A 14,888-nucleotide genomic window follows, 5' to 3' on the forward strand; every position below is an offset into this window, starting at 1 on the left:
GGGCCCCGACGCGGGACCGGGTCAGATCTCGTACGTCGTTCCCGGCGCGGTCAGTTCCACCGGCCCGTCGTACACCGCTCGGGCGTCCCGCAGGTTGACCTGGGGGTCCGTCCACGGCGGGATGTGCGTGAGGATCAGCTTGCGCGCCCTCGCGCGGGCCGCGGTCTCGCCCGCCTCGCGGCCGTTGAGATGGAGGTCGGCGATGTCCTCCTTGCCGTACGTGAACGCGGCCTCGCACAGGAACAGGTCCGTCTCGCGGGCGAGTTCGTCCAGGGCCGCGGTCACTCCGGTGTCGCCGGAGTACGTGAGCGACCGGCCACCGTGCTCGATACGGATGCCGTACGACTCCACGGGGTGGCGGAGCAGTTCCGTGTGGACGGTGAAGGGGCCGATCTCGAACGTGCCCGGCTTCACGGTGTGGAAGTCGAAGACCTCGCTCATCGAGGAGGCGGACGGGGTGTCGGCGTAGGCCGTGGTCAGGCGCTGCTCGGTGCCTTCGGGGCCGTAGACCGGGATCGGGGCGCAGCGACCGCCGTCGTAGCGGTAGTAGCGCGCGACGAAGTAGGCGAGCATGTCGATGCAGTGGTCGGCATGGAGATGGCTGAGGAAGATCGCGTCGAGGTCGTAGAGACCGCAGTGGCGCTGCAGCTCGCCGAGGGCGCCGTTGCCCATGTCGAGAAGCAGCCGGAAGCCGTCGGCCTCGATGAGGTAGCTCGAGCAGGCCGATTCCGCGGACGGGAACGACCCCGAGCAGCCGACGACGGTGAGCTTCATAGAGCTGGAACCTCCGCGTGGCAGGGGCGTGCAGAAGGCATGGCCGGGGACGGTGACGGGGGTCGTGCGGTGCGTCGAGCGTAAGGCGCGAAGGGGTGGGTCGCTCCCTCGGCAGGGGTCGTTGTGGGGGAACTCACCTGTGGCATCACCGGTTCGGCTGGAGCGGCGGGGCACGGCGTGACGCGTGGGGTCGCGACAACGCGGGCGACCGGGCGAACGCGCCGGTACCGTCAACCATATGGACACGTCCTGGTGGCCGGCGCTGGCGGCGGTGGTGCTGCTCGCGCTGGTCGCGACGCTGGTGGACGGCTGGGGGCGCGGGCAGCGTCGCCGTCGCACGGCTGCCCGGGGGCGGGGGCTGCCCCGGGCGCATCCCCGGCCCGCCGAGATCTGGTGGACGAGCGTGCCGCACGAGAACCGGGAGGGCGGCGGCGAGCGGCCGTGTCTGGTGCTGGCGGTGCGCGGGGACACGGCGACGGTCGCGCGGATCACCAGCAGGTACCACGACGAGCGGGCCGGGGTGATCCCGCTGCCGCCGGGGACGGTGGCCGACGCCCACGGGCGGCCCAGCTATCTGGAGACGGACGAGCTGCGGGACGTGCCGTTGTGGGACTTCCGGCGGCGGGTGGGGGTGGTGGATCCCCTGCTCTGGGACCAGGTGCGGTATCTGGCGGGGTGAGCGGGGCGAGCGGCCTCAGGACTTCCGCACGGTCACTGTGACCGTCCACGTCTGGATGCCCAGACAGGAGTTCTGGCCCGGTCGCCGGGCGCACAGGGGGCGGGTCGAGGTGAGCCGTGCCGTACCGGGCGCGACCGCCTCGAAGGCGGCGTCGGCGTCGCCCTTCCGTACGGCGACACCGGCGTTGACGGGCCGCAGCGCGCCGCCCATGGCGGTGACGGGGGTCCAGGGCCGGTCCTCGCTGCCGCGCAGGGTCAGCCGGAGCCGCCCGCCGGTCGCCAGGCAGACGGTACGGCCGTCGTCGGCGGCGGTGAGCCGGACCTCGGCGGGGCATCCCGTCGGGGGCGGCGGGGGCGCGGGCGATGCCGTGTCCTCGTGCTGGGTGCCGCATCCGGCGAGGAGGAGCGCCGCCGCGGCGACGGCGGCCAGGTGGAGGGTCCTACGGCGCATGGGCGGGCCGCCTTCCTGCGGGGCTTCGGCTCGGTACGGGTCTGACGTGTCTCCTCCGTATCAGGATCCCGTTCCGGGTACGGGATCCGGCCCGCGCGCGGCGAAGGGCCCCGGCCGCGTGGCTGCGGCCGGGGCCCCGGTCGGGATGGTGCCGGTGCGTCAGCTCGTCGTCACGGCGGTGTCGTCGATGACGAAGCTGGTCTGGAGGATGGAGTCCTCGGCGCCGCTGAACTTGAGGGTGACCGTGGACCCGGCGAAGGACGACAGGTCGAGTGTCTTCTGGCTGTAGCCGGAGGCGGCGTTGAGGTTCGAGTACGTCGCCAGCGTGGTCGATCCGGCGGTCACCGTCAGCTTGTCGTACGCGGAGCCGGTGGTGGACTCGGCGGTGTCGATGTGCAGATAGAAGCTGAGCGTCGCCTTGCAGCCGGACGGGATCGTCACCGACTGGGACAGCGTGTCGGTGTGGGTGGTGCCGTAGCCGTCGAGCCAGGCGAAGTACGAGCCGCCGTGCGCCGACTGCCCGCTCTCGTTGGTGATGACGCCGCTCGTCGTGGTCCAGCCGGTGTTGCCGGACTCGAAGCCCGGGTTGCCGAGCAACTGCGTCGAGGTGCAGGTGCCCCCGCCGCCGGACGAGCCGACGGTCCAGGTGAAGGAGGCCGAGCCGGAGGCGCCCGTGCTGTCGGTCGCGATGACCGTGGTGTTGTAGGTGCCCGCGGTGGACGCGGTGCCGGTGATCAGGCCGGTGGAGCTGTTGATCGACAGACCGGTGGGCAGGCCGACGGCGCTGTAGGTGAGGGTCGCGCCCGCGCTGTCGGTGGCCGAGATCTTGAGGCTGACCGAACTGCCGGTGGTGGTCGACTGGTTGCCCGGGTTGGTGACGCTCACCGTGGTGCCGGAGCCGCTGCCCGAGGTGAAGGCGGCGGTGCCGTTGGGGGTGCCCCAGCCGGTCGGGCCGTCGTAACCCGCGCCCGCGGTGCAGTAGTACGAGGTCGAGCAGCTTCCGTTGTTGCCGCTGGTGACGTCGTTGAGGTTCGCGGTGTGGGCGTAGGGGTACTGCGCCGGGTAGTCGGCGGAGCCCGGGGTGCCCGCGAGGGCGTAGACACCGGCGACGATCGGGGCGGAGGCGCTGGTGCCGCCGTAGACCGCCCAGCCGGAGCCGCCGTAGGTGTCGTAGACGGCGACGCCGGTGGCCGGGTCGGCGACCGCGGAGACATCGGCCTCCATGCGCTTGGCGCAGCCGGTGTCGGTCTGCCAACTGGGCTTCGCGTCATAGGCCGAGCAGCCGGAGCCGGTGCCCTCGGTGCTGTTCGTCTTCCACACGGTCTCGTTCCAGCCGCGGGAGTTGGAGGACGTGGTGAGGGCGGTGCCGCCGACGGCGGTCACGTACTGGGAGGTCGCCGGCCACTCGGCGCCGTAACCGGAGTCGCCCGAGGAGACGGTGACGGCGACGCCCGGGTGCTTGAAGTACTGGGTGTCGGAGCTGGTCTGTGAGGACGACTCGGAGCCGCCCCAACTGTTGGAGACGAACTTGGCGCCGAGGGCGACCGCCTCGTTCTCCGCGGCGCCGAGGTTGGCGTCGGTGGGCGAATTGGCCTCTACGAGGATGATGTTGCAGTTGGGGCAGACGGCGCTGACCATGTCGATGTCGAGCGCTTCCTCACCGGCCCAGCCGCTGTCGTTGGCGGGCAGCGAGGTGGTGGAGCCCGTCTGACTGACCTGCTTGAAGCAGCCGTTGGCCTTGGTGCACGCGGACAGTCCGTACGTCGAGCGGTAAGTGGCCAGGTCCGACTCGGCGTTGGGGTCGTTGTAGGCGTCGACCACCGCGACGGTCAGACCGGAGCCGCCGGTCGCGGGCAGGTTGTAGGCGCTGTGCAGGTTGGCCGGGCTCAGGCCAGAGGGCGTGGCGGCGGCCAGTTCGGAGGCGAGCCGCTGGCGGATGTCGGTGCGCCGCTGGGCGAAGCAGGACGCGTGCCCGGCGGACGGGGTGCCGCACAGGCGCTCGGTCGGCACCTGCTGCCCGGCCTTGCCGGTCGCGTGGACGGTCTGCGCCTTGGCGTCCGTCAGGGCCTTGACGTTCTGGGTGATGCGGGAGGAGTGCGAGGACGGCGCGGGGTCGTGAACGGTCTGGGCGCCTGCGGCCGGGGCCATGAAGAGACCGGCGACGGTCAGGGCGAGGGCGGGCACGGCGGCGGTCAGAAGTCTTCGCAGACGTCGGGGGCGCCTGCTCGCGCGTGACTCACGCATGGGGGTGCTGCCTCCATCGGTTCGAGGCGGGCGCCGCGCGGACCCGGGTCGGGTCGTCTGCGAACGCCACAGCCGGATGTGGGGGTTCTCGAACGAGGTGGAACGGGGTGGCACGCCCATGACCTGCACGGATGTAGCCATGTAGTCATGGGCATGACAGATCACAGCCTGCGCTGCCGATGAGCGTGGCATGACAGGACGGGGCGAACATAGCCGGGCGCGACAGGGCCGAGCGCCCACCCGGCGAAGATCTTTGCCGCTCCATAGGCGGCGATTGGCAGGCCCTTAGGCGGAGGTTGCCCTGCCGATGGAAGGACGAAGTCCGGGGGTGCACCCCCGGACTTCGGGACTTCTTCCGAACTTCTGGGCGGCTAGGCCCAGAGCTGGCCGTGCAGGGTCTCGACGGCCTCTTCCGTCGTGGCCGCCGTGTAGACGCCCGTCGAGAGGTACTTCCAGCCGCCGTCGGCGACGATGAACGCGATGTCCGCGCTCTCGCCCGCCTTGACGGCCTTGCGGCCGACGCCGATCGCCGCGTGCAGGGCGGCGCCGGTGGAGACACCCGCGAAGATGCCCTCCTGCTGGAGGAGTTCACGGGTACGGGTCACCGCGTCCGCCGAGCCGACCGAGAAGCGGGTGGTGAGGACCGAGGCGTCGTACAGCTCCGGTACGAAGCCCTCGTCGAGGTTCCGGAGGCCGTACACCAGGTCGTCATAGCGCGGCTCGGCCGCCACGATCTTGACGTCCGGCTTGTGCTCGCGCAGATAGCGGCCCACGCCCATGAGCGTGCCCGTGGTGCCGAGGCCCGCCACGAAGTGCGTGATCGAGGGCAGGTCGGCGAGGATCTCGGGCCCGGTCGTCGCGTAGTGCGCGCCCGCGTTGTCCGGGTTGCCGTACTGGTAGAGCATCACCCAGTCGGGGTGCTCGGCGGCCAGCTCCTTGGCGACGCGCACGGCGGTGTTGGAGCCGCCCGCGGCCGGGCTGGAGATGATCTCGGCGCCCCACATGGCCAGCAGGTCCCGGCGCTCCTGCGAGGTGTTCTCCGGCATCACGCACACCATGCGGTAGCCCTTGAGCTTCGCCGCCATGGCCAGGGAGATGCCGGTGTTGCCCGAGGTGGGCTCCAGGATGGTGCAGCCGGGGGTGAGCCGGCCGTCCTTCTCGGCGTGCTCGATCATGTGCAGCGCCGGGCGGTCCTTGACCGAGCCGGTCGGGTTGCGGTCCTCCAGCTTGGCCCAGATCCGGACGTCGGGGGACGGCGAGAGCCGGGGCAGGCGCACCAGGGGCGTGTTGCCGACGGCGGCCAGCGGGGAGTCGTAACGCATCAGCGATCAGGGCCCTCAGGCCATGCCGCCGGCGACCGCCGGCAGGATCGTCACGTTGTCGCCGTCGGCCAGCTTGGTGTCGATGCCGTCCAGGAAGCGGACGTCCTCGTCGTTCAGGTAGACGTTGACGAACCGGCGCAGCTCGCCGCCGTCCACGATCCGGGCCTGGATGCCCGGGTGGCGGGCCTCGAGGTCGGTGAACAGCGCGGCGAGGGTGTCCCCGCTGCCCTCGACGGCCTTCTGGCCGTCGGTGTACTGGCGGAGGATGGTCGGGATGCGGACCTCGATGGCCATGGTTGTGGACTCCTGTCGGAGAGTGTCGGGTCGGAGCGCACGGCAGCGCGGGAGCGTGGTGGTACGCGAGGGGCGCCGCGGCTCATGGCCGTACGAAGCGTACGAGGGCGGGCACGCGGCAGGGACGCGTCAACAGATGGCGCTGGCGAGCCTGCACAGGTCGACGTGCAGCCGCGCCACGAGCAGGGCGCCCGGGGTCTTCTCGCTCACGTCGTCGATAACCATGCGCTCATCGTAACGATTCCCGGTCCGGGTTCTGGAAGGCCATCTCGCATGCCGGATGGACGCTGCCCGAAGTGTGGTCAGGGCCCGGTGCGGCCCGCCCGGCGGGCGTCGCCCGGCGTCTGTCCGTACGCGTGGCTCAGTAGGCGTCCACGACCTTGACCTCCTCCTCGGTGACCTCGCCCTCGAGGATCCGGAAGGAGCGGAACTGGAACTCGCCGAGGCCGTCGGCGTCGGCCGTGGAGACGAGCACGTAGTGGGCGCCGGGCTCGTTGGCGTAGCCGATGTCGGTGCGGGAGGGGTAGGCCTCGGTCGCGGTGTGGGAGTGGTAGATGATCACCGGCTCCTCGTCGCGGTCGTCCATCTCCCGGTACAGCTTCAGCAGATCCTGCGAGTCGAACTCGTAGAACGTGGGCGAGCGGGCCGCGTTGAGCATCGGGATGAAGCGCTCGGGGCGGCCGGCGCCCACGGGTCCGGCGACCACGCCGCACGCCTCGTCGGGGTGGTCCTCGCGCGCGTGGGCGACGATCTGGTCGTAGAGGGCCTGGGTGAGGGTCAGCATGGGGGTCAGGATAAGCAGAGGGGCTGTCTCGTACCGAGAGTCGGTACAAGACAGCCCACATGCTGGACGTCCGGAGCCTGCCCGCCGTCCGCCGGGCCGCCCGAGCCGCGTGTCAGCGCTTGCGGAAGGCCGCGGCCTGCGGGTTGCGGCTCCTGAGCACGACGTAGGAGACGGCGAGGATCAGACCCCACAGCGGGGCGCAGTACAGCGAGACCCGGGCGTCCTTGTCGATGCCCATGAGCACGATCACCATGAAGATGAACAGCAGCGCGAAGTAGCTGGTGAACGGCGCTCCCGGGGCACGGAACTCGCTCTTCGGCAGCACCCCGCGGTCCGACTTGGCCCGGTAGCGGATCTGGCAGATCAGGATGACGATCCAGGCCCACATGCCGGAGATGGTCGCGAAGGACACCACGTAGTCGAACGCCTTGCCCGGCCACTGGTAGTTGATCCAGACGCCGACCATCATCAGCGCGGCGGAGAACGTCGTCCCCACCAGCGGGGTGCCGCTGGGCGTCAGCTTGGTGAAGGCCTTCGGACCCTGGCTGTTGAGCGCCAGGTCGCGCAGCATGCGGCCGGTGGAGTACATGCCGGAGTTGCAGGAGGACAGCGCGGCCGTGAGGACGACGAAGTTGACGATGCCCGCGCCCGCGGCCAGGCCCATCTTGTCGAACGCGGCCACGAAGGGGCTCTCGCCCGGCGAGAAGTTCGTCCACGGCACGACCGAGAGGATCATGATCAGCGCGCCGATGTAGAAGACGGCGATCCGCCAGGGCACGGTGTTGATCGCCCTCGGCAGCACCTTCTTGGGGTCCTTGGACTCGCCCGCGGTGACACCGACCAGCTCGACGGCGAGGAAGGCGAACATGACCATCTGGAGGGTCATCAGCGTGCTGCCGACGCCGTTCGGGAAGAAGCCGTGGTCCTTCCACAGGTGGGTCATGGAGGCGGTGTCGGCGGCGTCGGAGAAGCCGATCGTCAGGACGCCGACGCAGATCAGGATCATGCCGACGATCGCGGTGACCTTGACCATGGAGAACCAGAACTCCAGCTCTCCGAAGAGCTTCACGGAGATCAGGTTGGCGCCGTAGAGCACGACCGTGAAGATCAGGGCCGAGAGCCACTGCGGCATGTCGAACCAGTACGTCATGTAGGCCGCCGCGGCCGTCACCTCGGTGATGCCGGTGACCACCCAGAACAGCCAGTACGTCCACCCGGTCACGAAGCCCGCGAACGGGCCGATGAACTCGCGCGCGTACTCCGAGAACGAGCCGGAGACCGGGCGGTACATCAGCAGTTCGCCGAGCGCGCGCATGATCATGAAGATGACGACGCCCGCGACGGCGTACGCCAGGATCAGGCTGGGGCCTGCCTTCGCGATGCCCTTGCCCGCGCCCAGGAAGAGGCCGGTGCCGATGGCGCCGCCGATGGCGATCATCTGGATCTGCCGGGTACCGAGCCCTCGCTGGTAGCCCTCGCCGCCCTCGGCCGCGCCGTCGGCGGCCTCGCCGCCGTCGTGCTGCTGGTCGACCTGCGCTGAGGTCATGGTGGTGCGCCTTTCTCCATCCCGATCCAGGCCGAGCGGGGCCTTCGGACCGGGTCTCGAATCCCCCCGGACTGATGGAGTTGTTGCCTGGCCGACGATCGTCGGCTCGGTGGCGCACCCGACCGGACATGGGTGGCGTCCGACGGGCGGTGAGAAGGTTTACCACGGCAGCGGTGATGATCGGGCGTCAGAGATATGACGCACATCACCGTAAGAAGCGGACAAAACATCACTGAAGCGGGCGTACGGGATCACCGTTGTGATGCGATCGTTATCCGGATGATCAAGTTCGCTCAGCGGACACCGGGGTGCGGAACGGAAGATTCCGCACCCCGCGTATCAGTGGTATCGGCCCGCATCCGGGAATCGGAGCCGATCAGGACATAAGGGTCGCGATGAGGGTCTCCTGAAGGCCGCCCAACCAGAGGTACGCCATCACCATCGGCTTGCGCGGGTCCTCGTCGGGCAGCCGGTACAGCTCGTCGGTCTCCTCCTCGTCGGAGACCTCCAGCCGGGAGCCGATCGCGAGACGCAGATCGTTCAGGGCGCCGAGCCACTGCCGCGACGCCTCGGGCGACAGCTTCAGGACGGCCGCCTCCTCGCCCACCGGGGCCAGCGCGTCCAGCGAGCGGATCACCGCGAGGGCGCTCTCCCGCTTGCCCGCGCGCAGATCGTTCTCGGTGAAGCGGCGGAACTCCGAGGAGTGGGTGCGCCGCTCCTCCGCCTCCTCGGGCGTGGCGGGGTCGGCGTCGGGGCCGCCATAGGCGTCCGGGAACAGACGGCGCAGGACCGGGTCGTCCGGCGGCTCGCTCGGGCCCTCCGTGAACAGCTCGGCGAGCGGGTCCTCCGGGGCGTCCGCCGGCCCGGGGCCCGGCCCGATGAGTTCCAGCAACTGGAGGGCCAGCGACCGGATGATGGAGATCTCGACCTCGTCGAGTGCGACGGCCGCGCCGCCGCCGGGGAGCGGTTCGAAGTGTCCTGGCATGGGGTCTTTTCAGTGCTCGACGGGCCTGCTGACTACTTGCGGTCCTGCTGAAGTGTGGCCCACAGACCGTAACCGTGCATGGCCTGCACGTCGCGCTCCATCTCTTCGCGCGTACCACTGGACACCACCGCCCGGCCCTTGTGGTGGACGTCGAGCATGAGCTTGGTGGCCTTGTCCTTCGGGTAGCCGAAGTACGTCTGGAACACATACGTCACATAGCTCATGAGGTTGACCGGATCGTTGTGCACGATCGTCAACCAGGGGACGTCCGGCTCGGGGACGGCGAACGCTTCCTCCGCCGACTCGGTCTTCTCGATCTCAAGGGGTGCGGGAGCCGTCACAGGCCCCATGCTGCCACCACTGGGGGGTGCTCGCACAAACCGAGGCCACAAATCGTCAGACTGACGAGATGAAGGTACGATCGTCCACCATGGAGACAGCGGACCTTGGGCTGCCGGTGGACGTTCCCTCGACGGCGCTCTTCACCGACCACTATGAGCTGACGATGCTGCAAGCCGCCCTGGAGGGCGGCACCGCCGAGCGGCGGTCCGTGTTCGAGGTCTTCACGCGACGGCTGCCCGAAGGCCGTCGCTACGGCGTCGTGGCTGGCATCGGGCGGGTCCTGGACGCGGTGGAGAACTTCCGCTTCGACGCGGGCCTCCTCGGCTTCCTGCGGGAGCGCCGGGTCGTCGACGACGCGACCCTCCAGTGGCTTGCCTCGTACCGCTTCAGCGGCGACATCTGGGGCTACCCCGAGGGCGAGGTGTACTTCCCGGGCTCGCCGATCCTGCGGGTCGAGGGCAGCTTCGCGGAGTGCGTGCTCCTGGAGACCGTGATCCTGTCGATCCTCAACCACGACTCCGCGGTCGCCGCCGCCGCCTCCCGGATGTCCTCGGCCGCCGGGGACCGGCCGCTGATCGAGATGGGCGCCCGGCGCACCCATGAGCTGGCCGCCGTGGCCGCCGCGCGCTCCGCCTACGTCGGCGGCTTCGCGACCACCTCCGACCTGGCCGCCGGTTTCCGCTACGGCATCCCGACGGTCGGGACGTCCGCCCACGCCTTCACGCTGCTGCACGACACCGAGCGGGACGCCTTCCGCGCCCAGGTCGACTCGCTGGGCCGGGACACCACGCTGCTCGTGGACACCTACGACGTCGCCGAGGCCGTCCGGGTGGCCGTCGAGACCGCCGGGCCCGAGCTGGGTGCCGTCCGTATCGACTCCGGCGATCTGCTGCTGGTCGCGCACCGGGTGCGGCAGCAGCTCGACCGGCTGGGCGCGACCGAGACGAAGATCGTCGTGACCTCGGACCTGGACGAGTACGCGATCGCCTCGCTGGCGGCGGCGCCCGTGGACGCGTACGGCGTCGGGACGCAACTGGTGACGGGGTCGGGCCATCCGACCTGCTCGATGGTCTACAAGCTGGTCGCCCGCGCCGAGTCGGCCGACCCGAAGGCCCCGCTGCTGCCGGTGGCGAAGAAGACGACCGGCGGCAAGACGTCCGTCGGCGGGCGCAAGTGGGCGGCGCGGCGCGTGGACGAGCACGGGGTGGCCGAGGCCGAGGTGGTCGGCACCGGTCCGGTGCCGCCCGAGCTGGCGGACCACCAGTTGCTGGTCCAGTTGGTCAAGGGCGGCCAGGTCGTGGCCCGCGAGCCGCTGGACGTGGCCCGCGACCGCCACGCCGCCGTACGCGACCGCCTGCCGCTGTCGGCGACCCAGCTCTCCCGCGGTGAGCCGGTGCTGGCGACCGAGTACCTCTGACGCGTACGCCCGACCGCCCCGCCCGACGCGCACTCTGGAGGTGAGTAAGGGCGGGGTGTGGGCACGGGCCCGCGGGTCCCACGGGGCATGAACCGGCCACCCGCGGGAATGCAACGGCAGCGCGCCCGCGCACCCGACCCGACCCGCCCGCCGCACCCGCGAAGCCCCCACCCGAGCACCGCCGAGCCGAAGGACACCGACCATGCGCCGCGCCCTGATCGTCGTAGATGTGCAGAACGACTTCTGCGAAGGCGGCAGCCTCGCGGTGTCCGGCGGCGCGGACGTGGCCGCCGCGATCACCGAGCTGATCGGGCAGGCTCCCGCCGGGTACCGCCATGTCGTCGCCACCCGTGACCATCACATCGCCCCCGGTGGCCACTTCGCCGACGACCCGGACTACGTCCGCTCCTGGCCCGCGCACTGTGTGGCGGGGACCGAGGGCGTGGGCTTCCATCCGAACTTCGCCCCGGCCGTCACCTCCGGCGGTGTCGACGCCGTGTTCGACAAGGGGGCGTACTCGGCCGCGTACAGCGGGTTCGAAGGCGTCGACGAGAACGGGGTGGCGCTGGGCGACTGGCTGCGGGAGCGGGAGATCGACGAGGTGGACGTGGTCGGGATCGCCACCGACCACTGTGTGCGCGCCACCGCTCTGGACGCGGTGCGGCAGGGCTTTCGCACGCAGGTCCTGCTGGACCTGACCGCCGGGGTGGCGGAGGAGACCACCGAGCGGGCGCTTCAGGAGCTGCGCTCGGCGGGCGTGGAGCTGTCCGGCAAGCCGGTCGTCTGACCGCTCACGCGGTCATGTCCGGGGCGTGGGCTTGCGCAGCAGGGCCCTGATCGGATGCCACAGCTCCTCGGACAGCTCCGGGGACGCGGCGGCGGGGGCCGTGCGCCAGACCAGGCCGTCGGGGTGGTGGAGGACCGCCGTGATCTCGTCCGGGGTCGGCGGTGCCGCGTTGCCGCGCAGATAGACCGCGCGCAGCCCGAGGTTGCGCAGCCGGGTCAGGGCGCGGGCCCGGTTGCGGGCCAGCACGAGGAACCGCACGGCGCCGCCGCCCGCTCCGGGGCTGGGCAGGTTCAGCGCCACCACCACGTTGCCGCTCGGCAGCTTGCAGAAGCCTCCTACTGCCATGCGCGTCACCCTCCTGTGAGACCCGGTGGTGCCTCTGAGAGAGCCACAGCGGCATCTGAACACGATCGGCGGCGACCCGCCAGGGGGTCACCGCCGATACGCTTCTGACCTGCGACGATGCGGATTACTTCACCGCGGGGCCCACCTTGAGGTTGACCGTGGAGCCGTCCTTGGCCATGTTCTTGATCTCGATCTTGGTGTTGGTGTCACCGAGCTTGACACCACCGGTCGGGTTCGACGGGTCGTAGTAGGTGTTGGTGTGGTCGTTGAAGACCGACACGCCCTTCTGCGACTTGATCTTCACCGGCACGTCCGCCTTGTGCATGGTGATCGCGTCGGTGGACTCCAGGGAGAACGGCGAGTCGTACGCCTGGAACCGGTTGCGCAGCAGCGTGCCGTCGGTCCACTTCAGCGCGCCCGGGTGCGAGTCGACCGGGAGGATCAGACCGGCGCCCGGGTGGTCACCGGTGTTGTTGTCCGGCTGCGAGGTGTCCCACTTCCAGATCAGCAGACCGTTCTGGTACGGGATGTGCTCGACCCAGTCGGGACGGGTCGTCGAGAAGCCGAAGTTGTACGGACCGGTCTTCAGGGTCTGGTCGTACGACACGTACTGACGGTTCTCGGCGATGTAGTACTGCTCGTAGTCCTTGGTGAAGGACGCGCCGATACGGGAGAAGCCGTCGGCCTTCCACGCCGGGTCGGCGGTCTCCGCGTCGTCGGAGAAGAGCGTCGCGCCGTCCGCGGTCACCGCGATCTGGTCGGCCGCGAAGCCCTTGAGCGCCAGGCCGCCGTCCGTCTGGTAGCGGAAGCGGATGTCGACCTTCTTGCCCGCGTAGGCGTCCAGCGGGTACGACAGCTTCGCGTACGCGTCGATCGAACCGGTCAGGCCCGGCTTGTCGCTGGCGTCGCGCGGGATCGGCTGGCCGTCGACGGTGCCGTCGAGCGCGGTCCAGTTGGCGCCGCCGTCGGTCGAGACCTCGGCGTAGAGGAAGTCGTACTCGGCCTCGATGTCGTACCAGCCGTCCAGGGACAGCGTGGCCGAGGACTTGCCGGTGAGGTCGACCGAGCGGGTCAGGGTGTTGCGCAGGTCGTTGCCGCTGCCGCTCCACCACTGGGTCGCGCCCTGGGCCGGGGTGACCACCGTGGTGGTCACCTCCTTGTCGGGCAGCGAGACGAGCAGCGCCTGCTTGTCCTTGGTGTTGTACTCGGCGAGGCCCAGCTTGTGGCTGGACTTCTGACCGGCCTTGGCCGTGTCGTAGTCGAGCCAGCCCAGCTTGAGCTTGTCCCAGGCGTTGAGGTCGCCGGGCAGGTCGCCGATGGACTCCTTGCCGGTGCCCAGCCAGGAACCGGACGACATCAGCGTCCAGAACCCGGTGGAGTTCTCGCCGCCGTTGGTGTCGTACTCGTCCGGCAGACCGAGGTCGTGACCGTACTCGTGGGCGAAGACGCCGAGTCCGCCGTTCTCCGGCTGGATGGTGTAGTCGCCGACCCAGATGCCGGTGTCGCCGATCTGGGTGCCGCCGAGCTTGTTGTCGCCCGGACCGGTCGCGCCCGCGTCGGTGCCGAAGGCGTACCAGCGGTGGGCCCAGATCGCGTCGTCGCCCTGGGCGCCGCCGCCCGCGGACTCGTCCTCGCCCGCGTGCACGATCTGGAAGTGGTCGATGTAGCCGTCGGGCTCGTTGAAGTTGCCGTCGCCGTCGTAGTCGTAACGGTCCCACTGGTCGAACTGGGCGAGTTCGTCGCGGATCTCGGCGGTGCTCTTGCCCTCGGCCTTGCGGTCGGCGACCCAGGCGTTGACGCCGTCCTGGACCGCGTACCAGGCGGCGGAGTCGCCGGCCTGGTTGGAGCCGTAACGGGCCTCGTTGTAGGGGACCTTGACCCAGTCGGTCACTTCACCGTCGACCGAGTAGCGGCCCGAGGACTGCTTCTCGTAGTACTTCTTCAGCGACTCGGTGTTCTTGCCGGTGCCGAAGTACAGGTCCTGGAAGTGCTTCTGGTCGTAGTCCGCCTGCCAGGCCGTGCTGTTGTCCTTCGCACGGTCGGGCGCGGCGATCTGGTTGTGCAGCGGGCCGGGCGTGCCGCCGTAGGGGCCGATCTTGTCGCCGAACTCGACCAGGATCGTGAAGATCTTGTCGGTCTTCTCGCGGCCCAGCTCGACGTACTTGCCGTGGCCCTTGCCCTTGTTGCCCTTGAGCTTGACGACGTTCGAGCCGTCCTTGTCCTCGACCTTCGCCTTGCCCGCGATGACCTGCTTGAGGGCCTCTTCGCGCTGCGCGTCCTGGGTCTTGCTGAGCGGACCGTCGAAGTCGTGCGCCCGCTGCTGCTCCGGCTGCGGGTCGTGCCGGTTCACGGCGGCGGGCTTCGCAGAGGCGTTCGCCGCCGCCACCGCGAAGGTGGTGAACGTGGCCGAGGCGGCCGCAAGGGTCACACCTATCGCAGCCGCTCTGAACGTCCAGGTTCTACTGTTCACTTGATGAATTCCTCCCCGGCGCGACCGATCGCGCGGAAGAGGAGGTCCCGGACAGGGAACGGTCCGCGCGTGGGGCACGCGTGTGCCAAGTGACGACATTTGACCGGAGGTTTAGAAGAAAAGACAGATCTTGACTTGGACTGGTCAAGTGCACTAAGGGGTCGGGGTGTTGTCGCGCGGGCGGCATAGTCCCCTGTCAACCGGCGCGCGCATACGTCCGGTTGGCGGATTGCATGACTCCGTGCGCCCCCTGTGCACCGGCACCGTGGGTTAGGTCACGCTTACCAGCCGTTCCGTTCGGGCATGCAGGCGAATAGAGTTGACGGGTGAACCGTTGGAATGGCGATGGATTGCGTTGTCGACACCGTTGTCACCCCACGATTCACAGCCAGGCCGCTTGCGCACCACTTGCCTCATCAGTGTCCGCTTCCTCCCCCACAGCGTGAGGC

At 69.8% G+C, this 14,888-nt stretch carries 15 protein-coding genes; 3 read left to right on the top strand and 12 right to left on the bottom strand.

Annotated features, from left to right (window positions below; translation table 11 throughout):
• Positions 1-21: 21 nt before the first annotated feature.
• A complete protein-coding gene (locus tag ACZ60T_RS23455) occupies positions 22-774 on the bottom strand; it encodes an MBL fold metallo-hydrolase (protein ID WP_469667630.1) in 753 nt (250 codons plus the stop codon).
• Between the two features lie 238 nt (positions 775-1,012).
• Between ACZ60T_RS23455 and ACZ60T_RS23460 the strand changes: the two genes are divergently transcribed.
• Complete coding sequence (locus ACZ60T_RS23460) at positions 1,013-1,453, top strand: type II toxin-antitoxin system PemK/MazF family toxin (protein WP_365618541.1); 441 nt, start codon at positions 1,013-1,015, stop codon at positions 1,451-1,453.
• Positions 1,454-1,468: 15 nt separating this feature from the next.
• On the opposite strand, the gene ACZ60T_RS23465 is transcribed toward ACZ60T_RS23460, so the two are convergent.
• The 9 genes from ACZ60T_RS23465 to clpS all read right to left on the bottom strand — a co-directional run bounded on the left by ACZ60T_RS23465 (position 1,469) and on the right by clpS (position 9,428).
• Positions 1,469-1,903: a hypothetical protein gene (locus tag ACZ60T_RS23465; RefSeq protein ID WP_469667631.1), complete on the bottom strand. Its 435-nt coding sequence runs from the start codon at positions 1,901-1,903 to the stop codon at positions 1,469-1,471.
• A gap of 159 nt (positions 1,904-2,062) precedes the next feature.
• Positions 2,063-4,147 (bottom strand): putative Ig domain-containing protein, encoded by a 2,085-nt coding sequence (locus tag ACZ60T_RS23470; protein WP_469667632.1) that lies wholly within the window; start codon positions 4,145-4,147, stop codon positions 2,063-2,065.
• 371 nt (positions 4,148-4,518) lie between these two features.
• Positions 4,519-5,469, bottom strand: a complete 951-nt coding sequence (locus ACZ60T_RS23475) for a PLP-dependent cysteine synthase family protein (RefSeq protein WP_469667633.1) — start codon at positions 5,467-5,469, stop codon at positions 4,519-4,521.
• A 15-nt stretch (positions 5,470-5,484) separates the two neighbouring features.
• The gene (locus ACZ60T_RS23480) at positions 5,485-5,763 is read right to left on the bottom strand and encodes a MoaD/ThiS family protein (RefSeq protein WP_365618533.1); all 279 of its coding nucleotides are present in this window, start codon (positions 5,761-5,763) and stop codon (positions 5,485-5,487) included.
• A 129-nt stretch (positions 5,764-5,892) separates the two neighbouring features.
• Positions 5,893-5,988, bottom strand: coding sequence for a putative leader peptide (locus tag ACZ60T_RS23485; RefSeq protein ID WP_365618530.1), 96 nt, complete (start codon positions 5,986-5,988; stop codon positions 5,893-5,895).
• A 136-nt stretch (positions 5,989-6,124) separates the two neighbouring features.
• The gene (locus tag ACZ60T_RS23490; RefSeq protein WP_252421303.1) at positions 6,125-6,547 is read right to left on the bottom strand and encodes a M67 family metallopeptidase; all 423 of its coding nucleotides are present in this window, start codon (positions 6,545-6,547) and stop codon (positions 6,125-6,127) included.
• A 112-nt stretch (positions 6,548-6,659) separates the two neighbouring features.
• Entirely contained in the window at positions 6,660-8,093 is a 1,434-nt protein-coding gene (locus ACZ60T_RS23495; protein ID WP_365618527.1) for an amino acid permease, read from the bottom strand.
• Between the two features lie 376 nt (positions 8,094-8,469).
• Positions 8,470-9,078: a DUF2017 domain-containing protein gene (locus tag ACZ60T_RS23500; RefSeq protein ID WP_469667634.1), complete on the bottom strand. Its 609-nt coding sequence runs from the start codon at positions 9,076-9,078 to the stop codon at positions 8,470-8,472.
• Between the two features lie 32 nt (positions 9,079-9,110).
• Entirely contained in the window at positions 9,111-9,428 is a 318-nt protein-coding gene (clpS, locus tag ACZ60T_RS23505; RefSeq protein WP_365618521.1) for an ATP-dependent Clp protease adapter ClpS, read from the bottom strand.
• A gap of 80 nt (positions 9,429-9,508) precedes the next feature.
• Here clpS and ACZ60T_RS23510 point away from each other — a divergent pair, with 80 nt between their 5' ends.
• Positions 9,509-10,837: a nicotinate phosphoribosyltransferase gene (locus ACZ60T_RS23510; protein WP_469667635.1), complete on the top strand. Its 1,329-nt coding sequence runs from the start codon at positions 9,509-9,511 to the stop codon at positions 10,835-10,837.
• A gap of 202 nt (positions 10,838-11,039) precedes the next feature.
• Complete coding sequence (locus ACZ60T_RS23515; RefSeq protein WP_365618516.1) at positions 11,040-11,624, top strand: nicotinamidase; 585 nt, start codon at positions 11,040-11,042, stop codon at positions 11,622-11,624.
• A 12-nt stretch (positions 11,625-11,636) separates the two neighbouring features.
• Here ACZ60T_RS23515 and ACZ60T_RS23520 read toward each other — a convergent pair whose 3' ends face one another.
• Both ACZ60T_RS23520 and ACZ60T_RS23525 read right to left on the bottom strand, forming a co-directional pair.
• A complete protein-coding gene (locus ACZ60T_RS23520; protein WP_365618513.1) occupies positions 11,637-11,969 on the bottom strand; it encodes a hypothetical protein in 333 nt (110 codons plus the stop codon).
• 124 nt (positions 11,970-12,093) lie between these two features.
• Positions 12,094-14,439: an immune inhibitor A domain-containing protein gene (locus tag ACZ60T_RS23525; RefSeq protein WP_469667636.1), complete on the bottom strand. Its 2,346-nt coding sequence runs from the start codon at positions 14,437-14,439 to the stop codon at positions 12,094-12,096.
• Between the last annotated feature and the right edge of the window lie 449 nt (positions 14,440-14,888).

The sequence above is a fragment of the Streptomyces sp. NPDC104371 genome, from assembly GCF_055583785.1.